The 18,809-nt window shown below is 75.9% G+C and carries 21 protein-coding genes; 6 read left to right on the top strand and 15 right to left on the bottom strand.

The genetic code is table 11. The features are described 5' to 3' along the window. Positions 1-103: 103 nt before the first annotated feature. The 4 genes from ACWCOM_RS14090 to ACWCOM_RS14075 all read right to left on the bottom strand — a co-directional run bounded on the left by ACWCOM_RS14090 (position 104) and on the right by ACWCOM_RS14075 (position 3,574). Positions 104-958, bottom strand: a complete 855-nt coding sequence (locus tag ACWCOM_RS14090) for a hypothetical protein (protein WP_454549372.1) — start codon at positions 956-958, stop codon at positions 104-106. A gap of 446 nt (positions 959-1,404) precedes the next feature. Then, a complete protein-coding gene (locus tag ACWCOM_RS14085) occupies positions 1,405-1,662 on the bottom strand; it encodes a hypothetical protein (RefSeq protein ID WP_454549371.1) in 258 nt (85 codons plus the stop codon). Positions 1,663-1,815: 153 nt separating this feature from the next. Then, on the bottom strand, positions 1,816-3,111 hold the full coding sequence (locus ACWCOM_RS14080) for a heparan-alpha-glucosaminide N-acetyltransferase domain-containing protein (protein WP_454549370.1): 1,296 nt from the start codon (positions 3,109-3,111) through the stop codon (positions 1,816-1,818). A gap of 160 nt (positions 3,112-3,271) precedes the next feature. After that, positions 3,272-3,574, bottom strand: a complete 303-nt coding sequence (locus ACWCOM_RS14075; protein ID WP_454549369.1) for an ArsR/SmtB family transcription factor — start codon at positions 3,572-3,574, stop codon at positions 3,272-3,274. A gap of 120 nt (positions 3,575-3,694) precedes the next feature. On the opposite strand from ACWCOM_RS14075, the gene ACWCOM_RS14070 reads away from it, so the two are divergent. Continuing rightward, a complete protein-coding gene (locus ACWCOM_RS14070; protein WP_454549368.1) occupies positions 3,695-4,774 on the top strand; it encodes an NADH:flavin oxidoreductase/NADH oxidase in 1,080 nt (359 codons plus the stop codon). A 13-nt stretch (positions 4,775-4,787) separates the two neighbouring features. On the opposite strand, the gene ACWCOM_RS14065 is transcribed toward ACWCOM_RS14070, so the two are convergent. The 3 genes from ACWCOM_RS14065 to ACWCOM_RS14055 form a co-directional block, all read right to left on the bottom strand. After that, complete coding sequence (locus ACWCOM_RS14065; protein ID WP_454549367.1) at positions 4,788-5,393, bottom strand: GNAT family N-acetyltransferase; 606 nt, start codon at positions 5,391-5,393, stop codon at positions 4,788-4,790. Positions 5,394-5,595: 202 nt separating this feature from the next. Continuing rightward, positions 5,596-6,243: a dihydrofolate reductase family protein gene (locus tag ACWCOM_RS14060; RefSeq protein WP_454549366.1), complete on the bottom strand. Its 648-nt coding sequence runs from the start codon at positions 6,241-6,243 to the stop codon at positions 5,596-5,598. Positions 6,244-6,302: 59 nt separating this feature from the next. Then, complete coding sequence (locus ACWCOM_RS14055) at positions 6,303-7,211, bottom strand: SPFH domain-containing protein (RefSeq protein WP_454549365.1); 909 nt, start codon at positions 7,209-7,211, stop codon at positions 6,303-6,305. Positions 7,212-7,569: 358 nt separating this feature from the next. Here ACWCOM_RS14055 and ACWCOM_RS14050 point away from each other — a divergent pair, with 358 nt between their 5' ends. Continuing rightward, positions 7,570-9,114 carry an LTA synthase family protein gene (locus ACWCOM_RS14050; RefSeq protein WP_454549364.1) on the top strand — a complete coding sequence of 515 codons (1,545 nt, stop codon included), beginning with the start codon at positions 7,570-7,572 and terminating at the stop codon, positions 9,112-9,114. A 26-nt stretch (positions 9,115-9,140) separates the two neighbouring features. Here ACWCOM_RS14050 and ACWCOM_RS14045 read toward each other — a convergent pair whose 3' ends face one another. The 4 genes from ACWCOM_RS14045 to ACWCOM_RS14030 all read right to left on the bottom strand — a co-directional run bounded on the left by ACWCOM_RS14045 (position 9,141) and on the right by ACWCOM_RS14030 (position 12,387). After that, positions 9,141-9,716 carry a dihydrofolate reductase family protein gene (locus tag ACWCOM_RS14045; RefSeq protein WP_454549363.1) on the bottom strand — a complete coding sequence of 192 codons (576 nt, stop codon included), beginning with the start codon at positions 9,714-9,716 and terminating at the stop codon, positions 9,141-9,143. 143 nt (positions 9,717-9,859) lie between these two features. After that, on the bottom strand, positions 9,860-10,255 hold the full coding sequence (locus tag ACWCOM_RS14040; RefSeq protein WP_454549362.1) for an MmcQ/YjbR family DNA-binding protein: 396 nt from the start codon (positions 10,253-10,255) through the stop codon (positions 9,860-9,862). A gap of 130 nt (positions 10,256-10,385) precedes the next feature. After that, entirely contained in the window at positions 10,386-12,179 is a 1,794-nt protein-coding gene (locus tag ACWCOM_RS14035) for an ABC transporter ATP-binding protein (RefSeq protein WP_454549361.1), read from the bottom strand. Continuing rightward, positions 12,172-12,387: a helix-turn-helix domain-containing protein gene (locus ACWCOM_RS14030; RefSeq protein ID WP_454549360.1), complete on the bottom strand. Its 216-nt coding sequence runs from the start codon at positions 12,385-12,387 to the stop codon at positions 12,172-12,174. The genes ACWCOM_RS14035 and ACWCOM_RS14030 overlap by 8 nt, the downstream gene beginning before the upstream one ends. 131 nt (positions 12,388-12,518) lie before the next feature. On the opposite strand from ACWCOM_RS14030, the gene ACWCOM_RS14025 reads away from it, so the two are divergent. Genes ACWCOM_RS14025 through ACWCOM_RS14015 form a run of 3 tightly spaced genes read left to right on the top strand, consistent with a single transcriptional unit; the run spans position 12,519 to position 15,099 of the window. Then, positions 12,519-12,968, top strand: coding sequence for a BatC protein (locus tag ACWCOM_RS14025; protein WP_454549359.1), 450 nt, complete (start codon positions 12,519-12,521; stop codon positions 12,966-12,968). 2 nt (positions 12,969-12,970) lie between these two features. Next, positions 12,971-14,176: a cupin domain-containing protein gene (locus ACWCOM_RS14020; protein WP_454549358.1), complete on the top strand. Its 1,206-nt coding sequence runs from the start codon at positions 12,971-12,973 to the stop codon at positions 14,174-14,176. Positions 14,177-14,178: 2 nt separating this feature from the next. Then, on the top strand, positions 14,179-15,099 hold the full coding sequence (locus tag ACWCOM_RS14015) for a sucrase ferredoxin (protein ID WP_454549357.1): 921 nt from the start codon (positions 14,179-14,181) through the stop codon (positions 15,097-15,099). 93 nt (positions 15,100-15,192) lie between these two features. On the opposite strand, the gene ACWCOM_RS14010 is transcribed toward ACWCOM_RS14015, so the two are convergent. Beyond that, positions 15,193-15,648 (bottom strand): OsmC family protein, encoded by a 456-nt coding sequence (locus tag ACWCOM_RS14010; RefSeq protein ID WP_454549356.1) that lies wholly within the window; start codon positions 15,646-15,648, stop codon positions 15,193-15,195. 60 nt (positions 15,649-15,708) lie between these two features. Then, positions 15,709-16,290, bottom strand: a complete 582-nt coding sequence (locus tag ACWCOM_RS14005) for a TetR/AcrR family transcriptional regulator (protein WP_454549355.1) — start codon at positions 16,288-16,290, stop codon at positions 15,709-15,711. 86 nt (positions 16,291-16,376) lie between these two features. Here ACWCOM_RS14005 and ACWCOM_RS14000 point away from each other — a divergent pair, with 86 nt between their 5' ends. Beyond that, positions 16,377-17,558 (top strand): MFS transporter, encoded by a 1,182-nt coding sequence (locus ACWCOM_RS14000; RefSeq protein WP_454549354.1) that lies wholly within the window; start codon positions 16,377-16,379, stop codon positions 17,556-17,558. Positions 17,559-17,606: 48 nt separating this feature from the next. On the opposite strand, the gene ACWCOM_RS13995 is transcribed toward ACWCOM_RS14000, so the two are convergent. Continuing rightward, entirely contained in the window at positions 17,607-18,008 is a 402-nt protein-coding gene (locus ACWCOM_RS13995; RefSeq protein WP_454549353.1) for a hypothetical protein, read from the bottom strand. Positions 18,009-18,097: 89 nt separating this feature from the next. Continuing rightward, positions 18,098-18,475, bottom strand: a complete 378-nt coding sequence (locus ACWCOM_RS13990; RefSeq protein ID WP_454549352.1) for a hypothetical protein — start codon at positions 18,473-18,475, stop codon at positions 18,098-18,100. Between the last annotated feature and the right edge of the window lie 334 nt (positions 18,476-18,809).

Below are 18,809 nucleotides of genomic sequence, written 5' to 3'. Positions count from 1 at the left end.
CCCCCGGAGCGGGCGCTCGCCGTCCGCGCGCGGTGCCCGGACGTCCACCGGTGACGTCCGGCGCGGTCGTCCCGGGGCCGCGCGGGGGGGGGCGACGGCCCGCTCAGGAACGGCGGCGCCGCAGCCGGTGCGTCCGCACGGCCACGGCGGCCGGCACCGCGATCCCGGCGGCCAGCAGACCCGCGACCGGGGCGGCGCCGGGGTGTTCGTGCCGGGCGGCGGCGGTCTGCATGTTCAGGCCCGGGTTCATGCCCGCCGGGGCGGCCCGCTCCGGTGCGGCCACCCCGACGGTCCTGGGCGTCGCGGGTGCCGGGGCCGGTGACGGGGCCGGGGCCGGTGACGGGGCCGGTGGGGGAGTCGTGGCCGGGACCGGAGCGGGGACCACGACCGGGGTGACGTCCGGGGCGCCGGTGCCGGCCCCGTCGCAGGCGGCGAGGAGCTGCTGGAACAGCGCCAGGATCTGCTCGGCCGTCGCGTCGTCCAGGGCCAGCATGCTCAGCTGCACGTCCAGGGCGTCGGTGGCGTCGAAGAGGGCCTGTTCGGGGGCGGCGATCTCCGGGGTGCCCAGGGCCAGCTCGACGGCGGTCTCCAGGTCCCCGATGCGGGTCTCGGCGGCGGCGACGGCCTCCGGGTCCTCGGCGGCCTCGGCCGCGTCCAGCTCGGCCCAGGCGGCCTCGAGCTGGAGCTCGAGGTCCCCGGCGGCGGCATCGGTCAGGGCGACGTACCGCTCCTCGGCCACGACCACGGCCTCGGCGGCCTGTTCGAGCTGGCCGACCGAGACGGTGGTGATCCCGGCCGCGGCCAGGGCGGTGGTGAAGCGGCCCGAGGCCAGCAGGCAGGCGGCGTCGTCGGGGGCGGCCACGGCCGCCGGGGCGCCGAGCACCAGCCCGCCCACCAGCAGCGTGGCCGAGGAGCCTGCGGCGATCCATCCCTTGAGGGTCGTGCTCATCGTGGTCATGCCCTGTCTCTCCTGCTCTCCCGAGGTGACCCGGGGACGGTCCCCGAGGTGACCCGGGGACGGTCCCCGGGGTGCACCGGCGCGGGCCCGCGCCCGGACCCGGCCGCGGTGCGGCGGCGGGCAGGCGGAGCCGCTGGCTCTCCGCCGGGTGGGCCCGGGCGTGGGGGAGCCCGGGCCGCCGGTGGCGAGCCGCTGTGAGCTCACGGTGGGGGCCGGTCCGTGCCGTTGGCAATCGTGAACCGCAGGTGTTTTCCCGTGTCGGCCGCAGGGGCCTCGGGCTCGAGGACGGATGTCGTGACGGCTGCGTCCGGCGGCCGCTCCGGCTGCGCCCGTCGCCCGGACGACGAGCGCTCGCCGGCGAGCGCCCCCCGGTGGCCGCCGGGCGCTGTCCGGCGCGAGGAGTGCCGGCGCCTGCGTCCCCCGGGGCCCGCGACGGGCGAGCAGGCTCAGTCGGGGGCTGACGCGGCTCCCGCGGCGAACCGGCATCTCACCCAGCCCGCGGGGTCGCAGCGGGCGCAGGTCGTCGGCCAGAAGTCCTCGGTCCAGAGCACGTCGCGGTGGCGCTCCGTCACCGGAAGCACGCCGGCGGGCACCAGCGTGGTCCCGGCCGGCCACCCGGGCTGGACGGCGGTGCTCAGGAGGACGACGTCGAACACCGTCCGGCACCGGATGCAGGTCATGCCGTTGTTCAGATCCACGATCATGGGGTCGTCACCTTTCGCTGGTCGGTGGTCGTGCCGCTAAGGTACGGCTGCCGGGGGCCGGCCGCACCGTCCCGGTCGGTCGGTCGCCGGTGGGCGGACGGCTGCGGTGTCCGTCGTCGGCGCGGTCGTGGTGGGTGGTGTGCGGGCCGGGGTTCAGGGTCGGCGGCGGCCGAGGACGGCACGGCGGGTGAGCTTCACGCTGCGGGCCACGACGCGTTCGAGGGGTCCCTGTCCCAGGGCCCGCTGCCAGGCGAGGGCGAAGAGCGCGGCGAGCCCGGCCTGGACGCCGAACCAGAGAGCGGGCCGGTCGTAGTGCACCTCGGTGGACAGGGCCAGCAGATGGGCCGTGTACAGGGTCAGGCTCATCGCCCCCATCGCCGAGAGCGGCAGCAACCAGGTCCCGAAGCGGCGGGCGAGCAGCAGGCAGGCGCCCAGGGCGGCCATCGCCGAGCCCAGCCCCAGGGCCAGGGCCAGCGGGGTGTTGGTGTGCGGGCCGGCGATCGCCAGCCACCACCAGGTGGTGGTGGGCAGCACCGGGTCCGGGCCCCAGACGATGATGTCGTCGATCATCTCCTCGCTCAGCGCCGGGGTGTGGGTCATCAGCCGGTCGTAGCCCCCGGCCTGCAGGATCAGCACCCAGTAGGCGGACCACGCCGCCACGGCCAGCCCGATACCGGTGACCACCAGCAGCACCTGGGTGCGCAGACCGGCCAGGTTCAGCCGCCCGACCGCCAGCCCGGCCAGCAGATAGGCCAGATAGGGCAGGGCGGGATAGGTGCCGGTCAGCAGCAGCTGGGCCGCACCGGCCGCCGGGGCGGCGGCCAGGTCCGCGAACCCCGGGTTCAGATCGGCCGCGACCGGCAGGCTCTCGCGCAGCAGGTGCGTCAGGACCGGGCCGGCCACGGCGAAGACCCCCGCCCAGGCGAAGAGACCCCGGGCGGGCACGCGCAGGAACGGGAGCGCCAGCAGGAACAGCGCCCCGTAGTAGATGAGGATGTCCACCGCCGGGATCTCCTCCACGGTGGTGCCCGGGATCAGCGGGTTCACCGCCAGCCCCAGCCCGGTGATCAGCACGGCCCGCACCGCCAGCCCGGCCCGGGTGGCCGTCAGCGCCGGCCCGGTGTGCGGGGTGCGCCCACCGGAGGAGAAGGCCAGGCTCACCCCGGCCAGGAACGCGAACAGCGCGGCGGAGCGGCCGGCGAAGACCGTCCACTGGGCGGTGGGCTCGAAGGTCTGCGGGTCCCAGGCCGGCAGGATGTGGATGGAGGCCATCCCCAGCAGGGCCAGACCACGGGCGGCATCGACGCCGACCAGGCGCCGCGTGCGGCCGGCCGGGGCGCCGGTCGGCGGGCCGTCCACCGCGGCCGGCGCCGGGGCGGCGCTTCCACGGACCGGCGCTGGAGCGGTGGCGCGCCGTGCCGGCGCCGGGCGGCTGTGGGCATCGGTCATGGCTGGTCGTCCCCCCGCGAGTCGTTCCGGCGGGCCGACGGCCCGCCGAGAACTCCAGCCCATCAGGACGACGTGTGGCCGGGTTAGCGGCAGCCTGTGTCCCTGCTGTGAACCCGGACCGGCAGCAGCGCGGTCCGTGCCGGCGCGTGCCCGGGTCGGCTCAGTCCGCGGCCAGGACGGCGGCGAGGAGGCCGGGGAAGCGGGCGTCCAGGTCCTCCCGGCGCAGGGTGCTGTGGATCGCTGTTCCTCGGTAGCGCTGGCCGATCACTCCGGCGTCGCGCAGCACGCGGAAGTGGTGCGTGGAGGTGGACTTGCTGACCGGCAGGGCGAACGCCATGCAGGCCTGCTCGGTGTGCCCGCCGGCCAGCTGCTTGACGATGGTCCGGCGCACGGGGTCGGCCAGGGCGGAGAGGACGGCGTCGAGGCGGATGTCGTCCCGGTCCGGGTGCTCCAGTGTGCGCATGACCTCATCCTCCCCGGGACGCGCTTAGTACGGTGACCATCGTACTACGATGGTTTCCGTACACAGCCGGGCACGTCGGTGACGACGCGCCCGCCCGCCGGCACCCCTGGAGGAGCACCCATGTCCCGCGCCCTGTTCGACCCGATCACCCTCCGCGGCGTGGAGATCCGCAACCGCATCTGGATCCCGCCGATGTGCCAGTACTCCGTGGACGCCCAGGACGGTGTGCCCACCGACTGGCACCTCATGCACCTGGGGTCGTTGGCCCGGGGAGGCGCCGGTGCGGTCTTCGTCGAGGCCACCGGTGTGGTGCCCGAGGGTCGCATCAGCCCGCAGGACCTCGGCCTGTGGAACGACGCCCAGCGTGACGCGTTCCGCCGGATCACCGACCTGATCCACTCCCAGGGGGCGAAGGCGGGCATCCAGCTCGCCCACGCCGGGCGCAAGGCGTCGACCTGGCGCGCCTGGGGCGACCACCCCGAGGGCAGCGTTCCGCCCGAGCACGGCGGCTGGCAGCCGGTGGGCCCGTCCCCGGTCGCCTTCCCCGGCCTGGCCACCCCGACCGAGCTCGACTCCGCCGGCATCCGCGGCGTCGTCGAGGCCTTCGCCGCGGCCGCGCGCCGGGCCGTCGAGGCCGGATTCGACGTGCTGGAGCTCCACGGCGCCCACGGCTACCTGCTGCACGAGTTCCTCTCGCCCCTGTCGAACCGCCGCACCGACGCGTACGGCGGCGTCCTGGGCAACCGCGCACGCCTGCTGCTGGAGGTCACCGACGCGGTGCGCGCCGAGGTCGGCGAGGACGTGCCGCTGGTCGTGCGCCTGTCGGCCACGGACTGGACGGAGGGCGGCTGGACCCCGGAGGAGACCGAGCAGGTCTCGGCCTGGCTGGGGGAGCACGGCGTCGACCTCATCTCCGTCTCCTCCGGCGGCAACGTCGCCGAAGCGCAGATCCCGGTCGGTCCCGGCTACCAGCTCGCCTTCGCCACCGCCGTCAGGGAGCGCACCGGTCTCCCGGTGGCCGCCGTCGGGATGATCGACGAGCCCTTCCAGGCCGAGCAGATCGTCGCCCTGGGCCAGGCCGACGTCGTGCTCGTCGGACGCGAGTCCCTGCGCGACCCGAACTTCCCCATCCGGGCCGCCCGGGCGCTGCGCTACTCGATGCCCTACCTGCCCGCCCAGTACGAGCGCGCCTACCGCTGAGTCCGGTGCCGGGCTATCCGACCGGCGCGCGGGTCCACCGCCATTCCCACACGGGGCCCACCTCCGGGTCCTCCCGGTCGGCGACGTGCTCGAAGCCCAGCGCCACGAGCACACCCGTCGACGGGTTGGGACCGGGCAGCGTGTGCGCGATCACGTGGTCGACCTCGTCGCCGGCCACGGCGCGCTCGACGAGGGCCCGGGCCGCGGCCGCCCCGTATCCCCGGCCCCGGAACGCCGGGGCGACCTCGTAGCCGATCTCGACCGCGCGGTCGACCGGCGGCGCCGCGAAGCCGCCCGAGCCGAGCAGGCGCCCGGTCGCGGCGTCCACGAAGAACTGCATCGACCACGCGTGCTCCGCCGCCGGGGAGTCCCGCAGGTGCTGCAGGGTGAAGGCGACGGCCTCCGGGAACTCGGGCCAGCCGTCCGGGACGGGCGAGCCGATCAGCGTGCCGAACAGGGCGCGGTCCGTGCTGAGCGCCTCCAGCAGCGCCACGGTCGCGGGGACGAGCCGGACCCCGGGGTGCAGCGACATGGTCAGCACCCCCTTGCCGCGGAAGGGCTGCACGACCCGGGGGCGCCCCGGGACGTGGTGGGCGCGCACGCCGTCGGGCCCGGCCACCGGGTCCACCCCCTGCCGCGGGAGCGGTGCCCGCGCGCCGGCTCCGTGCCGGGTCCGGTGCCGCCCGCGACGGCGGCCCCGAGGTCGGGGACGACGCCTTCGTTCCTGCCCCCCTGCTTCGTCATGCCGTGCTCCTCGCTCCTCCGCCTGCGTCGTGGTGCCGCGGCCCGTCGTGGCGGCCGGCGCACCGGGGTCGTGCCCCTCAGGAGGTCCTGCGGTCGAAGGTCAGGTGGATGACCCCGCTGGGCGCCGAGACGACCTCGATGTCGTAGTCCTCCTCCAGGGCCTCCAGCCCGTCCCACACCCGGACGCCGCGGCCGAGCACGATCGGCACCTGGACCAGGTGCATGTGGTCGACCAGGCCGGCGGCGAGGAAGTCGCGCACGACGGTGGGGCCGCCTCCGATGCGCACGTCCCCTCCGCCGGCCGCCGCACGGGCGGCCCGGAGCGCCTCGGCCGGCGCGGCGTCGAGGAAGTGGAACGTGGTGCCGCCCTCCATCGCGATCGAGGGCCGCGGGCGGTGGGTCAGCACGAGGACCGGCGTGTGGAACGGCGGGTTCGGGCCCCACCATCCCGTCCAGCCGGCGTCGTCCTGCCAGTCCGGGGGACCGAACTTGCCCGCGCCCATGATCTCGGCGCCGATGCCCGGCTCGTGCTGCTGGGCGAACGCGTCGTCGACGCCGGCGGTGCCGCCCCGGCGTCCCAGGATCGGGGCGCCGAAGCGGGTGTCGATCAGCCACTCGTGCAGCCGCTGCCCGGCGTGGCCCATGGGCGCCTCCGGCGCCTGGCCCGCACCGGTCGCGAAACCGTCCAGGGAGAGGGAGAAGTTGTGGATGCGGGTCCGTGTCATCTGCTCGCTCCGTCTCTTCGCCGCGTGGGCCCGGCGGCGGGTGCCGCGGGGCCAGCGGGCTACCGGTCGGCGTTGACCAGGACGTCCGCGGCGTCCGCCCCGAAGCAGCTCCAGGTGGCCGGCAGCGGCCCGTTCTCGTCGACGTTCCAATTGTTGGTGATGGTGAGGCACTCGAGCACGAGATTCTCCGCCGTGACGTTCTTGTTGCGTTCCCGGTCGGCCTCGGCGTCGATCCTGGCCTGCTCGAGACGCGACTGGGCGCGGTCCACGTTCGCCTCGGCCTCCACCACCCGGTTCAGCGCGTCCTGGGCGGTCTGGTCCAGCGCCGCCGGCGGCAGCGCCACGGAGTCCAGCTGCACCCCGTACGGGGACAACCGCTCGGTCAGCGCCGTCTCCACGGCCTCGCGCACCTCCTCGACCTTGCCCTCCGCGCGAGCCTCCGCGGGGGTGTAGGAGGCCAGGACGGTGGCCACCGCCTCCCGGGCCGCCGGCTGGACGAGCATGCCGTCGACGTTCTCGAACTGCCGGTACCGGGACCACAGCTCCTGGGCCTGCTCACCGGTGATGGTCCACTGCACGGTCATGTGCTGGGTGCCCGAGCCCCCGCCGGCGAAGGCGATCGGGGCGTCCAGCTCCGAGCGCTGCAGCTGGGTGGAGAAGGTCTCGACCTCGGCCCAGGAAGCCTTGACCTGCCATCCGGCCTGGAGGGTGCGGGAGTACCGGCCCAGGCTGGTCTCGATGCCCACCTCCCGGGCCCCGACCCGGGCCAGCGTGGTGCCCGCGGTGACGAGCAGCAGCAGCACCGCCGCGCTGACGGCCGTGATCCCGACCGCCTTGCGCGTGGCGCTGGGGCGGGGGTGCTCCCCGGCGGCGTCCTGCTGCACCGTGGTCTTCGGCACGGTCCACCAGGCGACGATCGAGAGCACGAGGACGAGGGCCAGGACGGCGGCCGTGACGATGAAGAACATGCTGGGTTGTCCCCGATCTCGCAGAGTGCCGGTGCCGCACCCGAGGGGCACGGCTGTTCACAGTGGTAAACACTGGCACACCGGGGGGCGGCAGGCACCCGATCGCCGCCCCGCGCGGCGCCACACTTCGGGGGACCGTCGGTTCCCGGGCCCGCCGGGGCACGCGCCCCTCCGCCCGCGGGTTCCCGTGCGGGGCCACGGACGGAGGGGTCCGGCCCGGGTGACCGGGGCGCATCCGGCACATGAACGGGTGTTGAACGGGTAACGTATCGGTACTACGTTGTGACGGGCCCGAGAACGGGCTCGACGTCAGAGATGTCCGGTGCACGCACGCGCATCTGGAACGCGAGGTGTTGCGATGACTGTCCGGATTCCTCCCGTGGTCCGACGGGGCGGCGCCGTCGCGGGACGCCTGCTGGTCTACGTCCTGATCTGGGCCGGCCTCGCCCTGCTCATCGCCGCCGCCGGGATCCGGCTCTTCTGGGGCGAGATCAGCGTGGGCCAGATGCTCCTCAACCTCGTCTCCGTGCAGTTCGACGGCGGGGGCGGCCCCCTCGTGTGGATGGGCATCCTCGGGATCGGCGTCGTCCCCCTGCTCCTCACCGCCGGGATCGCCCTGTGGCAGCACGCCAGGCGCCGCCGGCACCGCCGCGGCGGCGACGTGCGGCCGGGCCGGCCGCGGTGGATCGTGCGCGTGATCTCCACCGTCGCCGTGGCCGGGGTGGTCGTCGGCGGCAGCACGGCGTTCGCCACGACGGTGGGCGTGGGGGACTACCTCAGGGCGGGGAACTCCGCGTACGACCTCGGTGACTACTACGTGGAGCCGACCGTCACCGGCGACGAGCACCAGCGCAACCTGGTGCTGATCTACCTCGAGTCCGGCGAGGCCACGCTGGCGGACGAGGAGCTCTTCGAGAAGAACGCGTTCGCCCCGCTGCAGGAGGTCACCCGGGCCTCGGACGGATGGCGCAGCGTGGAGGGCCTCCGGCAGTACGAGGGCGGAGGCTGGACGATGGCCGGGCTCACGGCCACGCAGTGCGGCGTGCCCCTGAAGGGCCTCGGCGCCGCCGCGGACAGCGGCGCCCTCAACGACCTCGGGGGCGACGCCGGCACCTACCTGGGCGGGACCACCTGCCTGGGCGACGTCCTCGGCGAGCACGGCTACACCAGCGTCTTCCTGGGCGGGGCCAACGCCTCCTTCGCCGCCAAGGACGCCTTCCTGGGCACCCACGGCTACTCCGAGGTGAAGGACCTCTCCGACTGGCGGGCCGCCGGCGAACCGGAGGAGAGCTTCCGCGGCGACTGGGGCCTGAGCGACGGGCGCCTCATGGCCCACGCCAAGGACGAGGTCGACGCGCTGCACGCCGAGGCGGAGCGGACCGGCCGGCCGTTCAACCTCTCCGTGCTGACGCTGGACACCCACGAGCCGGTGCACATCTACGACTACTGCACCGTGGACACGGAGAGCGTGGTGACCTCCGCGTTCTTCTGCTCCATGACCCAGGTGGCCGGCTTCGTGGCCCACCTCGAGGAGCGGGGCTATCTCGAGGACACCGCCGTGGTGATCATGGGCGACCACCTCAAGCACATGAGCGCCGGCGATGCCTTCCACGAGCAGCTGGACCACCACGGCGACCGCACCATCTTCAACCGGGTCTGGGTGCCCGGCGCGGACGGGACCGGCGGGCTGCGCCCCCGCGTGGACCAGCTGAGCATGTACCCCACGATCCTGGAGGCCGCCGGCCTGGAGCTGCGGGACCGTGCGGCGGGACTGGGCGTGTCCGCCTTCAGCGCCCAGCTGCCCGAGGGCTCGGCGCGGACCCTGGCGCCGGAGCAGTACACCGAGCTGCTGGAGTCGCGGTCCTCCCGGTTCTACGCGCAGGCGTGGGCCGGCGCCGGGTAGCCGCGGTCAGCACGTCGAGGACGCCGCTATCCGGTGCCCCGGGGCCGGTCGACGTCGTAGGTGATCTGCACCATGCCGTTGTCGAAGCGGCGCTCCCGCACGAGACGCAGGCCCAGTGACAGCCCGTCCGGGAAGACCGGGGTGCCGCCTCCGACGGTGACCGGGCACAGCAGCAGCTCCACCACGTCGACCACGCCCAGCCGCAGGGCGCTCCCGGCCAGGGTCGGGCCCTCGATCGTGAGGTCCCCGGACGCCGCGGACCTCGCACGCTCGACCGCCTCGGCGGTGAGCTCGGGCTCGAGCCGGGTGCGCTCGGTCCACGTCCGCTCGAGGGTCCTGGAGAACACGACCTTGTCGGCCCGCGCCCACGTGTCCGCGAACCGCGCCGATTCGGGCGACCACGTCCGGGCGGTGGGGTCCGTCTCCCACACGGCCATGGTCTCGTACATGCGGCGCCCGTAGAGATACGTGCTCACCGGAGCCAGGTCGTCGGTCAGGGCGGCGACGACCGCCTCGTCGGGCATCGCCCAGGAGAAGTCGCCCCGGGCGTCGGAGTTGTAGCCGTCCAGCGAGCAGGCCACGGAGTAGATCACGTTCCCCATGGCCGCACTCAACCCGACGAGGGCACCCCGGCGCAAGGGGCGGGGTGCGGGCGGGGCCCGCCGCGGGCGGTGATCCCGTCGGCCCTCGCCCGCGCGGGGACCGGGGCGCGGCGCGCGCCCGCCGAGCCGGGTGCGCCCGGGGCTCAGCCGGTCCCCGTCACCGGCCCGGTGCCGGTGTGGCGCAGCGGCGGGCGCCGGGCCCGGGGGAGGCCGTCGACGACGAGCTCGTAGGCGTTCAGCACCAGTTCCGCCACGAGCTCGCGGGTGATCCCGGGGCCGGCGGCGAGGGAGATCCAGTGCTGCTTGTTCATGTGGTGGCCGGGCGTGATCGTGGGGAACTCCTGGCGCAGGGCGGCCCCGTGCGGGGGTTCGCACTTGAGGGTCACGATCGGCTCGCCGGGGGCCTCGGTGGCCATCAGGAAGATCTTGCCCGCGACCTTGAAGACGTCGTGCTCGGGGCCGAAGGGGTACGTGCGGGACACCGCCGGCAGCGCGGCGGCCGCCTCCATGGCGACCTGTTGAAGCTGCGTTCCGTCCACGGTCCGTCTCCTTCCGGGGCCGCCGCCTCCCGGGGCCCACCTGCTCCGCTGGGTGTCGGGACCAGTATCCCCGGCGCCGACCGGAGGGCCGGGGACCGGGACGCCGTGACGCAGACGCGGCGGAACACCCTCAGACCAGCAGCTGGTGACGGGCGAGCTCGCGGTAGAGCTCGGAGGTGCCCAGCAGCTCCTCGTGGGTGCCGGTGGCGGCCAGCCGGCCGCGGTCGAGCACGAGGATCTGGTCGGCGCCCACCACGGTCGAGAGGCGGTGGGCCACGATGAGGACGGTGCGACCGGCCGCGGCGGAGCGGATGGCGGCGTGGAGGGCCTGCTCGTTGCGGGAGTCCAGGCTCGCGGTGGGCTCGTCGAGCAGCAGCAGCGGCGTGTCCGCGAGCAGCGAGCGGGCGATGGCCAGGCGCTGGCGCTCGCCGCCGGAGAGCCCGGCGCCGTCGTCGCCGACGGGTGCGTCCAGGCCCTCGGGGTGCTCCTGCAGCCGCGCCAGGAGATTGACCGCCTCCAGGACCGCGCGGCAGGCGGCCTCGTCGGCCGCCGGAGCGGCGAGCAGCAGGTTCTCCCGGACGGTGCCGGCCAGCACGGGGGCGTCCTGCTCGACGTAGCCGATCCGGGCCCGCAGACCGGCCCGGGACAGGGCGCGCAGATCGGTGCCGTCGAGGCGGATCGCGCCGTGGTCGGGATCGTGGAAGCGTTCGATGAGGGCGAGCAGCGTGGACTTGCCGCCCCCGGACGGTCCGACGATCGCGGTGGTCGATCCCGCCGGGACCGTGAAGCTGAGCTGGTCGAGCACCGGCCGGCCCACGCGGTAGGAGAAGGTGACCCGGTCGAAGGACACCTCCACCGGGCGCCCCCGCCGTGCCGTGCGCACGGCGGCGTCCCCGGCGCCGGGGGCGCCTCCCGCCGGTTCCACGGCCCGGTCCAGCGCGTCCTCGCGCGGGAGCACGAGGATCTCCTGGATCCGGCCCAGGGCGCCCAGGGCGGCGCGGACGGTGGTGACGGCGGAGAAGAACTGCCCCAGGGGCATGACCATCATGAACAGGAAGAGGATGAAGCTCACCAGATCGGCGACGGCGAGCGCCCCGGAGGCCACGCGGTAGCCGCCCACGCCCAGGACGGCCAGGAAGGACCCCTGGACGGCCAGCCCGCTGATCGGCCAGAGCACCGCGCCGACCCCGGCGACGCGCACCCCGTAGGCGTAGGCCGAGACGGCCTCCGTGTCGAGCCGGGCCACCTCCCGGTCGGTGGCGCCGCTGGCGCGGATGGTCCGCACCCCGGACACGGCGCGGTCCACGCCGGCGGCCAGGCGGCCCACGGCCTCCTGGGCCGCGCGGGTGAGGACCTGGATCCGCGCCGAGGCGATCACGACGGCCAGCACGGCGACCAGGACGACCCCGAGGGTGAGGCCGAGCAGCAGCGGGTCCAGCAGGGCCATCCCGATCAGCGCGCCGGTGAAGACGAGCGCGCCGCCCAGGGCGTCCACGAGCCCGCCGGTCAGCGCGGCCCGCACCGCCGTGGTGTCCGAGCCCACCCGGGAGACCAGGTCGCCGGTCCGGCGGGCGTCGTGCTCGCGCACCGGCAGGTGCAGGAGCTGGTCCACCAGGCGCCGCCGGGCGGTGAGCACGACGCCCTCGGCGGTGCGCTCGAGCAGGTACTGCTGCGCCGCGCCCACCACCCCGGCGCCCAGCACCAGCAGGACGAGCACCAGCACCACCGGCGTCGCCGACCGGTCGGCGCTGATGGACCCGATGACCCGGTGGACGGCCACCGGCTGCGCGAGGCTCAGTCCCGCCCCGAGGACGGACAGCACCAGCACCACGCCCAGGACGGCACGGTGCTCGGTGAGGTAGCCGACCAGGTCCCGCAGCCGGGCGCGGGGGGCCGGTGCGTCGGCGGCGGTCGGGTCAGTCACGCGCGAACCTCGATCCGCCGTACCTGCGGTGCACCGCCTGGCGGCTCACGCCCAGCGCCGCGGCGATCTGCGCCCACGACGCTCCGCGCGCGCGGGCCCGGCGCACGGCCACCGCCTCCTTCTGGGCGAGCTGCCGCTGCAGTTCGGCCGTGGCCCGCAGCGCCCGCAGCGGGTCGTCGTCCTCCGCCCGGGCCACCAGTGTGCTCATCGGTACCTCGTCCATCGTCGCCACACCTCCCACGTGTCAACGTACGCTGACACCACACCGGTGTCAATGTTCATTGACACCGATGCGTCGGTGCGGTCGGCCTGTTCCCACGCCGGGGTCGTCTCGGTAGGGTGGGCGCGGGCGACGCCGACGACGGCACGCCCGGCGTGGCGATCGGGGGGCCGGTACCGGAGCCCGGTCGAGGTCGATCGATTCTGGGAGGAAGCATGTCTGATTCGCAGCAGGATCCGAACCAGCAGGAGGGCCCCGCCGACGGCGGTGCGGCCGGCGCCCCGGGCATCCACGACGGCGGCGCCGACGGCGGAGCCGACGGGGGAGCGGAAGGTCCCGCCGACGGCGGTGCGGCCGGCGCCCCGGGCATCCACGACGGCGGCGCCGACGGCGGTGCCGACGGTGGTGCCGACGGCGGAGCGGAAGGTCCGGCCGACGGCGGCGCGGACGGCGCCCCGGGCATCCACGACGGCGGCGCTGACGGCGGCGCTGACGGCGGCGCTGACGGTGGTGCCGACGGTGGTGCCGACGGTGGTGCCGACGGAGGAGCAGAGGCACAGGGCGGCTGAGCATGCCCGACACCCGCAGCGACTCACAGGACCCCGGCGTCCGAACGGACGCCGGGGTCCTGGAGGGCCGCCTGATCGACATCGGCCGGGAGCAGTTCGCCCGTGAGGTCTGGGGCCGCACCGCGCTGCTCACCCGCGGCGCCGGGGACTTCTCCGATCTGTTCTCCGCCGCGGCCGTCGACGAGCTCGTCGCGCACCGCGGACTGCGCACGCCCTTCCTGCGCGTCGCCAAGGACGGCTCCACGGTCCCCGACGCCGCGTTCACCTCGTCCGCCGGTGTCGGGGCCACCGTTCCCGACCAGCTCGACGACACCGCCCTCTGGCGCCGCTTCGCCGACGGGGCCACGCTCGTCCTGCAGGCCCTGCACCGCACGTGGGAGCCGGTCGCCGACTTCAGCACCAGGCTGAGCACCGAGCTCGGTCACCCGGTCCAGGCCAACGCCTACGTCACCCCGCCGCAGAACCGTGGCTTCGACGACCACTACGACGTGCACGACGTCTTCGTGCTGCAGATCGCCGGCACTAAGCGCTGGATCATCCGCGAGCCCGTCCACCCGGACCCGCTGCGCGACCAGCCCTGGACCGCGCACCGCGCCGCCGTCGCCGAGGCCGCGCAGGGCGCTCCCCGGATCGACACCGTGCTCGAGCCCGGTGACGCCCTCTATCTGCCGCGGGGCTGGCTGCACGCCGCCCAGGCGCAGCACCAGGTCTCCATCCACCTCACGCTCGGGATCCACACCTGGACCCGGCACGCCCTGGCCGAGCAGCTGGCTCAGGCGGCCCTGGCGCTGCTGGCCGACGAGCCCGGGATGCGTGCCACGCTGCCGCTGGGCATCGACGGGCCCGACCCGGAGCTGGACGCCGTCCGTGAACGGCTGGCCGCGGCCGTCGCCGCCGCGGACCCCGCCGCCCTGTTCCACCGCACCCGAAGGAGCCAGGGCCGCCCCGCCCCACTGGGCCCCCTGGCCCAGCTGAAGGCCGTCGAGGAGCTGCGCCCGGACACCCCGGTGCGGCTCCGGGGAGCGCTCGCGGCGCGGATGGAGGGCTCCCGCCTGACCACGCGGGTGGGCTGGCTCGACTTCCCGGGCGCCGATCTGCCCGCCGTCGAGCGCCTGCTCGACGGGGAGGCGCACACGGCGGAGAACCTCGGCGTCGAGCTCGTCGCGCGGCTGCTGCGCGCGGGCGTCGTCGTCCCCGCCGACCGGTGACGATGCCGGCCGGTGACGCCGCCGCGGCGACCGCCGCCGAGCGCTTCTCCTGCGCCGGGGCCGCCCGGGGCCGCGGGGACCCGATGGCGGGCACGGCGCCGCGCGGCGCCGCCTGGGTCCTCGTGGAGCACCGGGGCGGGTGGCCGGCCGACGGATTCGACGGCCTGGACCTGGAGCCGGAGACCAGGTCCCGCGTGGTCGCCGCGGCGCAGGCGGCGCGGGCCCGCGTGCTGCTGGTCCGCCGGCACGGCCGCCGCGGCGATGCGGAGCCCCGGCGCTGGGCCGTGCTGCGCCACGGTCCCGACGGCGCCGGTCGCCAGCAGTGGGGCACGTGGGACCGGGACGAGGACCTGGCGGACGTCGCCGCAGCCCTCGACGCCCCCGGGGAGCCGGGCCACCCGCCGGTCGTGCTGGTCTGCGCCCACGGCCAGCACGACCCCTGCTGCGCCGTGCACGGACGGCCCGTGGCGCGGGCGCTGAGCGAGCGCTGGCCGGAGCTGGTGTGGGAGTGCGCGCACGTCGGCGGGGACAGGTTCGCCGGCAACGTGGTGCTCGCCCCCGACGGCGTCTACTACGGGGGTCTCGACGCCGAGTCCGCCCTCGGCGTGGTGGGGGAGCACCTGGCCGGCCGGGTGCACGCCGGGCACCTGCGCGGCTACACCGATCTCACGCCGCCCCAGCAGGCGGCGGTCGCGGCGGCCCTCGGGCGCTTCGGTCCGGCGGGCCGGTCCGACTACACGGTGACCGAGACGTCCCGCCACGGCGACCGCTGGCGGATCCGCCTCGCCGGCCGCCCCCCGCACCCGGGCCGGGTCGACGTCGAGCTGCAGGCCCACCGCGCCCCGCCGTGCCGGCTGACCTGCCTGGGGGCGGCGACGGGCTCGGCCGTCGTCTACGAGCTCACCGCGATCTGCGGCGGGTGAGCGAGGCGGCCCTCGGGGTCGGCACCGGCCGCGGCTCAGCGCGAGCCCGCCGCTCTCCCGGCCGGGGCGGGGCGGGACCGCCGCGCCGGCCGGCTACGGGGCGTCCTCGGCGGTGAGGGCGACGCTGACGTCGTGGCGGACGAGGGTGCCGCGCTCCACCGTGCGTGAGACCGTGCAGTACTTGTCGTGGGAGAGGTGCACGAGACGCTCGACCATGCCGGCGGCCTTGCGCCCGGCGGCGTCGTCGGGGAACGCGAGGTGGAAGGACAGGCGCAGGTCCTCCAGGCGGTTCGCGCCGTCCTCCACGACCTGCCGCCCCGAGGCCTCGACCCGGAACTGCGCGGGCTGGGCGCGGCGCGTGGTGGCGGTGTCCACCGGGACGGCCGAGCACCCGGCGAGGGCGGCCAGGAGCAGCTCCACGGGGGACAGCAGGTCCTCGCCCTGGCCGAAGGCGACCTCGGCCCCCGCGGCGTTGCGGGCGGTGTAGCGGCCGGTGGAGCTCCGGAGCAGCTCGACGGTGCGGGGGACGGGGGCCGGGGATGCGCTCATGGACCCATGATGCCGAACGCGGACGGTCCCGTCCGGCACCCGAGGCCGCGCCCGCACGGATCAGCCGCGCGAGCGGGCCTCGGCCGCCTCACGGGCCAGGCGGCGGCCGACCTCGATGGGATCCCGGGGGCTGCCGCGCAGCAGGGCGGCCAGGGCGCCGCTGTAGGCCACCAGCACCTCGTCGGCCAGGTCCTGGGCACGCGCCCCGGCGAGGGGGCGGGACAGCTGCAGGAGCCGCTCGGCCAGCAGGGCGGTGTCGGCGCCCAGGACCTCGGCGATCTCGTCGGTGGCGTCCGGGAGCTCGGTCGCCGCGGCCAGGAAGGCGCACCAGCGTGCCGGCCGGTGCCGCCCGCCCCGGTAGGCGGCCAGCGCGTCGAACACCGCCAGCAGCCGCGCCGTGTCGTCCCCGGCCGCCACGACGTGCTGGTCCCAGACGGCCCGCCAGTCCGCCAGCCGGATCCGCAGGGCCTCGGCGACCAAGGCGTCCTTGCTGCCGAAGTGCGCGTAGAGGGTGGCCGCGGAGACCTCCGCCTCGCGCAGCAGCTCGTCGACGGGCGTGGCCCGGATGCCGCGGTCGAACAGCACCCGGTCGGCCGCCCGGAGCAGCCGGTCGCGCGCGGGAGGTCTCCGATCGGTGGTCACCCCTCCAGTGTAGGGACCACCTTCCAGAACGGTCGTTATGGTGTAGTGTAACGATCGTTCTGGTATCGAGGTGACCAGGAGATGCGATGCGAGCTCTGGTGCTCAGTGGAACGGCGCTGATCGCGGCGACCTACGGGTTGGCGCGCTTCGGCTACGGGCTCTTCCTGCCGCGGTTCACGGAGGCCTTCCCGATGGGGTCGGCCGTCTCCGGGCTCGTCCAGGCCGGCAGCTTCCTCTCCTTCTGCCTCGCCGCGGTCCTGGCCTCGCGCCTGGCCGCCCGCCCGCGGCTGGTCGTGGTGTGCGCCGGGGAGGCGGCCGCGCTGGGCTCGGCGGGAGTGGCGCTCGCCCCCACCGCGGTCGTCCTCGCGGGAAGCGTGGTGCTGGCGGGCGCGGGCGCGGGCTTCGCCTCCCCGGGCCTGGTCACGCTCATCGAGCGCAACCTCCCCCCGGCGCGCCGGGAGGGCGCGCAGACGGTCGTCAACGCCGGCACCGGGGTGGGCATCGTCGCCGCGGGCGTCCTCCTGCTCCTCACGGTCGAGCAGTGGCGCCTGGCCTGGGCGGCCGTGGCCGCCCTGGTGCTCCTCGCCACCGTGGCCACGCTCCGGGCCGACCGCTCCGGCCACCGGGTCCGGGCTCCACAGCCACCGGCACGGTGGCGCGCCCGGGACCTGGCGCCCCTGGCCGCCCCCGTGGCCGCGGCCGCGCTGGCCGGCGCCTCGAGCGCCGCGGTCTGGACCTTCGGGCGCACCGTCCTGGCCGCGGCCCGTCCGGGCGAGGAGCACTACTCGATCGGCGCGTGGCTGGTCCTGGGAGCCGCCGGCGCACTGGGCGCGACCGCGGGAAGGATCGTGCAGGCCTGGAGTCTGCGCACGGCCTGGTGCCTGACCGTCGCCGCCATGGCCGGCTCGACCGTCGTCCTGGGGGTGGCGCCCGGGACCGCCCCGGCCGCGTACGTCGCCGTGGCCGTGTTCGGGGCCGACTACATCGCCCTGAGCGGCGTGCTCATCCTCTGGGCCGCCCGCGTGCTGCCGGGGCGCGCCTCCGCGGGCACGGCGGCGCTGTTCATCGCCCTGGCCGTCGGCCAGGCGGTCGGCTCGGTCCTCCTGGGGCTCCTGCTGGGGTCCGGCTCGCCCGTCCCGGCCTTCGTGGTCGCCGGCCTCGTCGGCGTCCTCGCCGTCGTCCCGGCCGTGCGCCACCGGCCGGCCGCCCCGCCACCCGGTCCCGCGGTGGCCCCCGGCCGGGAGCGGGGTCAGCGGGCGGGGGCCTGAGCGGGCCGAGGCGCCGGGGCGCTCGTGCGGGCCGCGCCGGCCCGGGCCTCAGCCGGCGAGACCGGTGGGGCGCGGGGCCAGGCGCACCCGGAAGGACTGCTCGGCCGGTTCGTGGACGACACCGGGCAGCAGCGCGAGGTAGGCCCCGCGCAGGTTGCCGATCATCTGGGCGGTGGCACGGTCGTCGAGCAGCGGCCCGCTCGGGGTGAGGGCCGTGCCGGTGCCGTCGGTGATGCCCGCCAGGTAGAGGCCGTCCTCGACGTCGTCGCAGAGCAGCAGCAGCTCCCGGGCCTGCGGGTACCGGATCCGGACCCGGACCGTCAGCTCGTCCAGGGCCGCGGCGGTGAGCTCGAAGCGGGCGAGCTGGAAGTTGCGCCGGGCGGTCTCGAACCGGGGGGTGGAGGTGGTCGGACCCTGCAGGTCCGGGGGAGAGGTGGGGGTGTTCCTCATGGTGCCGAGGCTATCGCCGGGCTCTGACAGGGGCCTGGCCGTCCGCCGCCCCGGCGCGGCGTCGGCGACCGCCGGTGGCGGCGCGGTGCTCAGCCGCGGACCCCCGGGGCGGACCAGGCGACCGGGCCCGCGAGCGTGCCGGTGTGCTCGACCAGCTCGAGCTCGCGCACCGGCAGCAGCGCGCCGGGGGCGTGGCCGTCGGACTCGCACCGCACCAGGACCACCATGCCCAGGGACGCCGGCTCGTAGACGGCGCACAGCACGGTCTCACCGGCGCGCAGGCTCAACCCCGGCCGGTCGGCGCGCACCCGGTAGCGCGAGAGAGGAGTGGCCGGGGCGGCGGGCCGGATCTGCGGGTCCGTGCCGACACCGATGCCGGGCGGCGCGGGCCGGACCGTGCGGCGCAGCTCGGCCCGGCGGGAGCCGGTGCGGCGGGCGGGAACGGGGGTCGGTGCGGGGGCGCTCATGGTCCTCCCTGGGGCGTGGCGTGCGTCACGATCTGCGGCGCACGCCGATCGTGGCATCCCCGCCTGGCCGGCGCCTCCGGCGCGGCTGGGCGTTCACCGGCATCCGGGCTCGCCGCGCTGTGCCGGGCGGCTCCGTGGCGGCCCGGCCGCAGGGCGGGGCCGCCACGGGCGACGCGCGCCGCTGGAAGGGCGCTGCGTTCCGGCAGGCCCACGCCCCCCGACGCGGCCTGCCTCGTCGGGCCGCTGCGCGTGGACTCCGTCCACGGTGTGCGAGCGGCTCGCCGACACCACCGAGACTACGCGGGCGCCCGGCGCGGCGGCAGCCCCCACTTCT

It is taken from the genome of Kocuria sp. KH4, from assembly GCF_053711175.1.
The sequence above is the reverse complement of the archived record's forward strand: the minus strand, read 5'-3'. Positions and strand labels throughout refer to the sequence as shown.

What these genes read in the sequence shown, in the direction of transcription:
- ACWCOM_RS14090 (WP_454549372.1), bottom strand. Translation starts at nt 958, where the DNA reads ATGACCACGATGAGCACGACCCTCAAGGGATGGATCGCCGCAGGCTCC.
- ACWCOM_RS14085 (WP_454549371.1), bottom strand. Translation starts at nt 1,662, where the DNA reads ATGATCGTGGATCTGAACAACGGCATGACCTGCATCCGGTGCCGGACG.
- ACWCOM_RS14080 (WP_454549370.1), bottom strand. Translation starts at nt 3,111, where the DNA reads ATGACCGATGCCCACAGCCGCCCGGCGCCGGCACGGCGCGCCACCGCT.
- ACWCOM_RS14075 (WP_454549369.1), bottom strand. Translation starts at nt 3,574, where the DNA reads ATGCGCACACTGGAGCACCCGGACCGGGACGACATCCGCCTCGACGCC.
- ACWCOM_RS14070 (WP_454549368.1), top strand. Translation starts at nt 3,695, where the DNA reads ATGTCCCGCGCCCTGTTCGACCCGATCACCCTCCGCGGCGTGGAGATC.
- ACWCOM_RS14060 (WP_454549366.1), bottom strand. Translation starts at nt 6,243, where the DNA reads ATGACACGGACCCGCATCCACAACTTCTCCCTCTCCCTGGACGGTTTC.
- ACWCOM_RS14055 (WP_454549365.1), bottom strand. Translation starts at nt 7,211, where the DNA reads ATGTTCTTCATCGTCACGGCCGCCGTCCTGGCCCTCGTCCTCGTGCTC.
- ACWCOM_RS14050 (WP_454549364.1), top strand. Translation starts at nt 7,570, where the DNA reads ATGACTGTCCGGATTCCTCCCGTGGTCCGACGGGGCGGCGCCGTCGCG.
- ACWCOM_RS14045 (WP_454549363.1), bottom strand. Translation starts at nt 9,716, where the DNA reads ATGGGGAACGTGATCTACTCCGTGGCCTGCTCGCTGGACGGCTACAAC.
- ACWCOM_RS14030 (WP_454549360.1), bottom strand. Translation starts at nt 12,387, where the DNA reads ATGAGCACACTGGTGGCCCGGGCGGAGGACGACGACCCGCTGCGGGCG.
- ACWCOM_RS14020 (WP_454549358.1), top strand. Translation starts at nt 12,971, where the DNA reads ATGCCCGACACCCGCAGCGACTCACAGGACCCCGGCGTCCGAACGGAC.
- ACWCOM_RS14015 (WP_454549357.1), top strand. Translation starts at nt 14,179, where the DNA reads ATGCCGGCCGGTGACGCCGCCGCGGCGACCGCCGCCGAGCGCTTCTCC.
- ACWCOM_RS14010 (WP_454549356.1), bottom strand. Translation starts at nt 15,648, where the DNA reads ATGAGCGCATCCCCGGCCCCCGTCCCCCGCACCGTCGAGCTGCTCCGG.
- ACWCOM_RS14000 (WP_454549354.1), top strand. Translation starts at nt 16,377, where the DNA reads ATGCGAGCTCTGGTGCTCAGTGGAACGGCGCTGATCGCGGCGACCTAC.
- ACWCOM_RS13995 (WP_454549353.1), bottom strand. Translation starts at nt 18,008, where the DNA reads ATGAGGAACACCCCCACCTCTCCCCCGGACCTGCAGGGTCCGACCACC.
- ACWCOM_RS13990 (WP_454549352.1), bottom strand. Translation starts at nt 18,475, where the DNA reads ATGAGCGCCCCCGCACCGACCCCCGTTCCCGCCCGCCGCACCGGCTCC.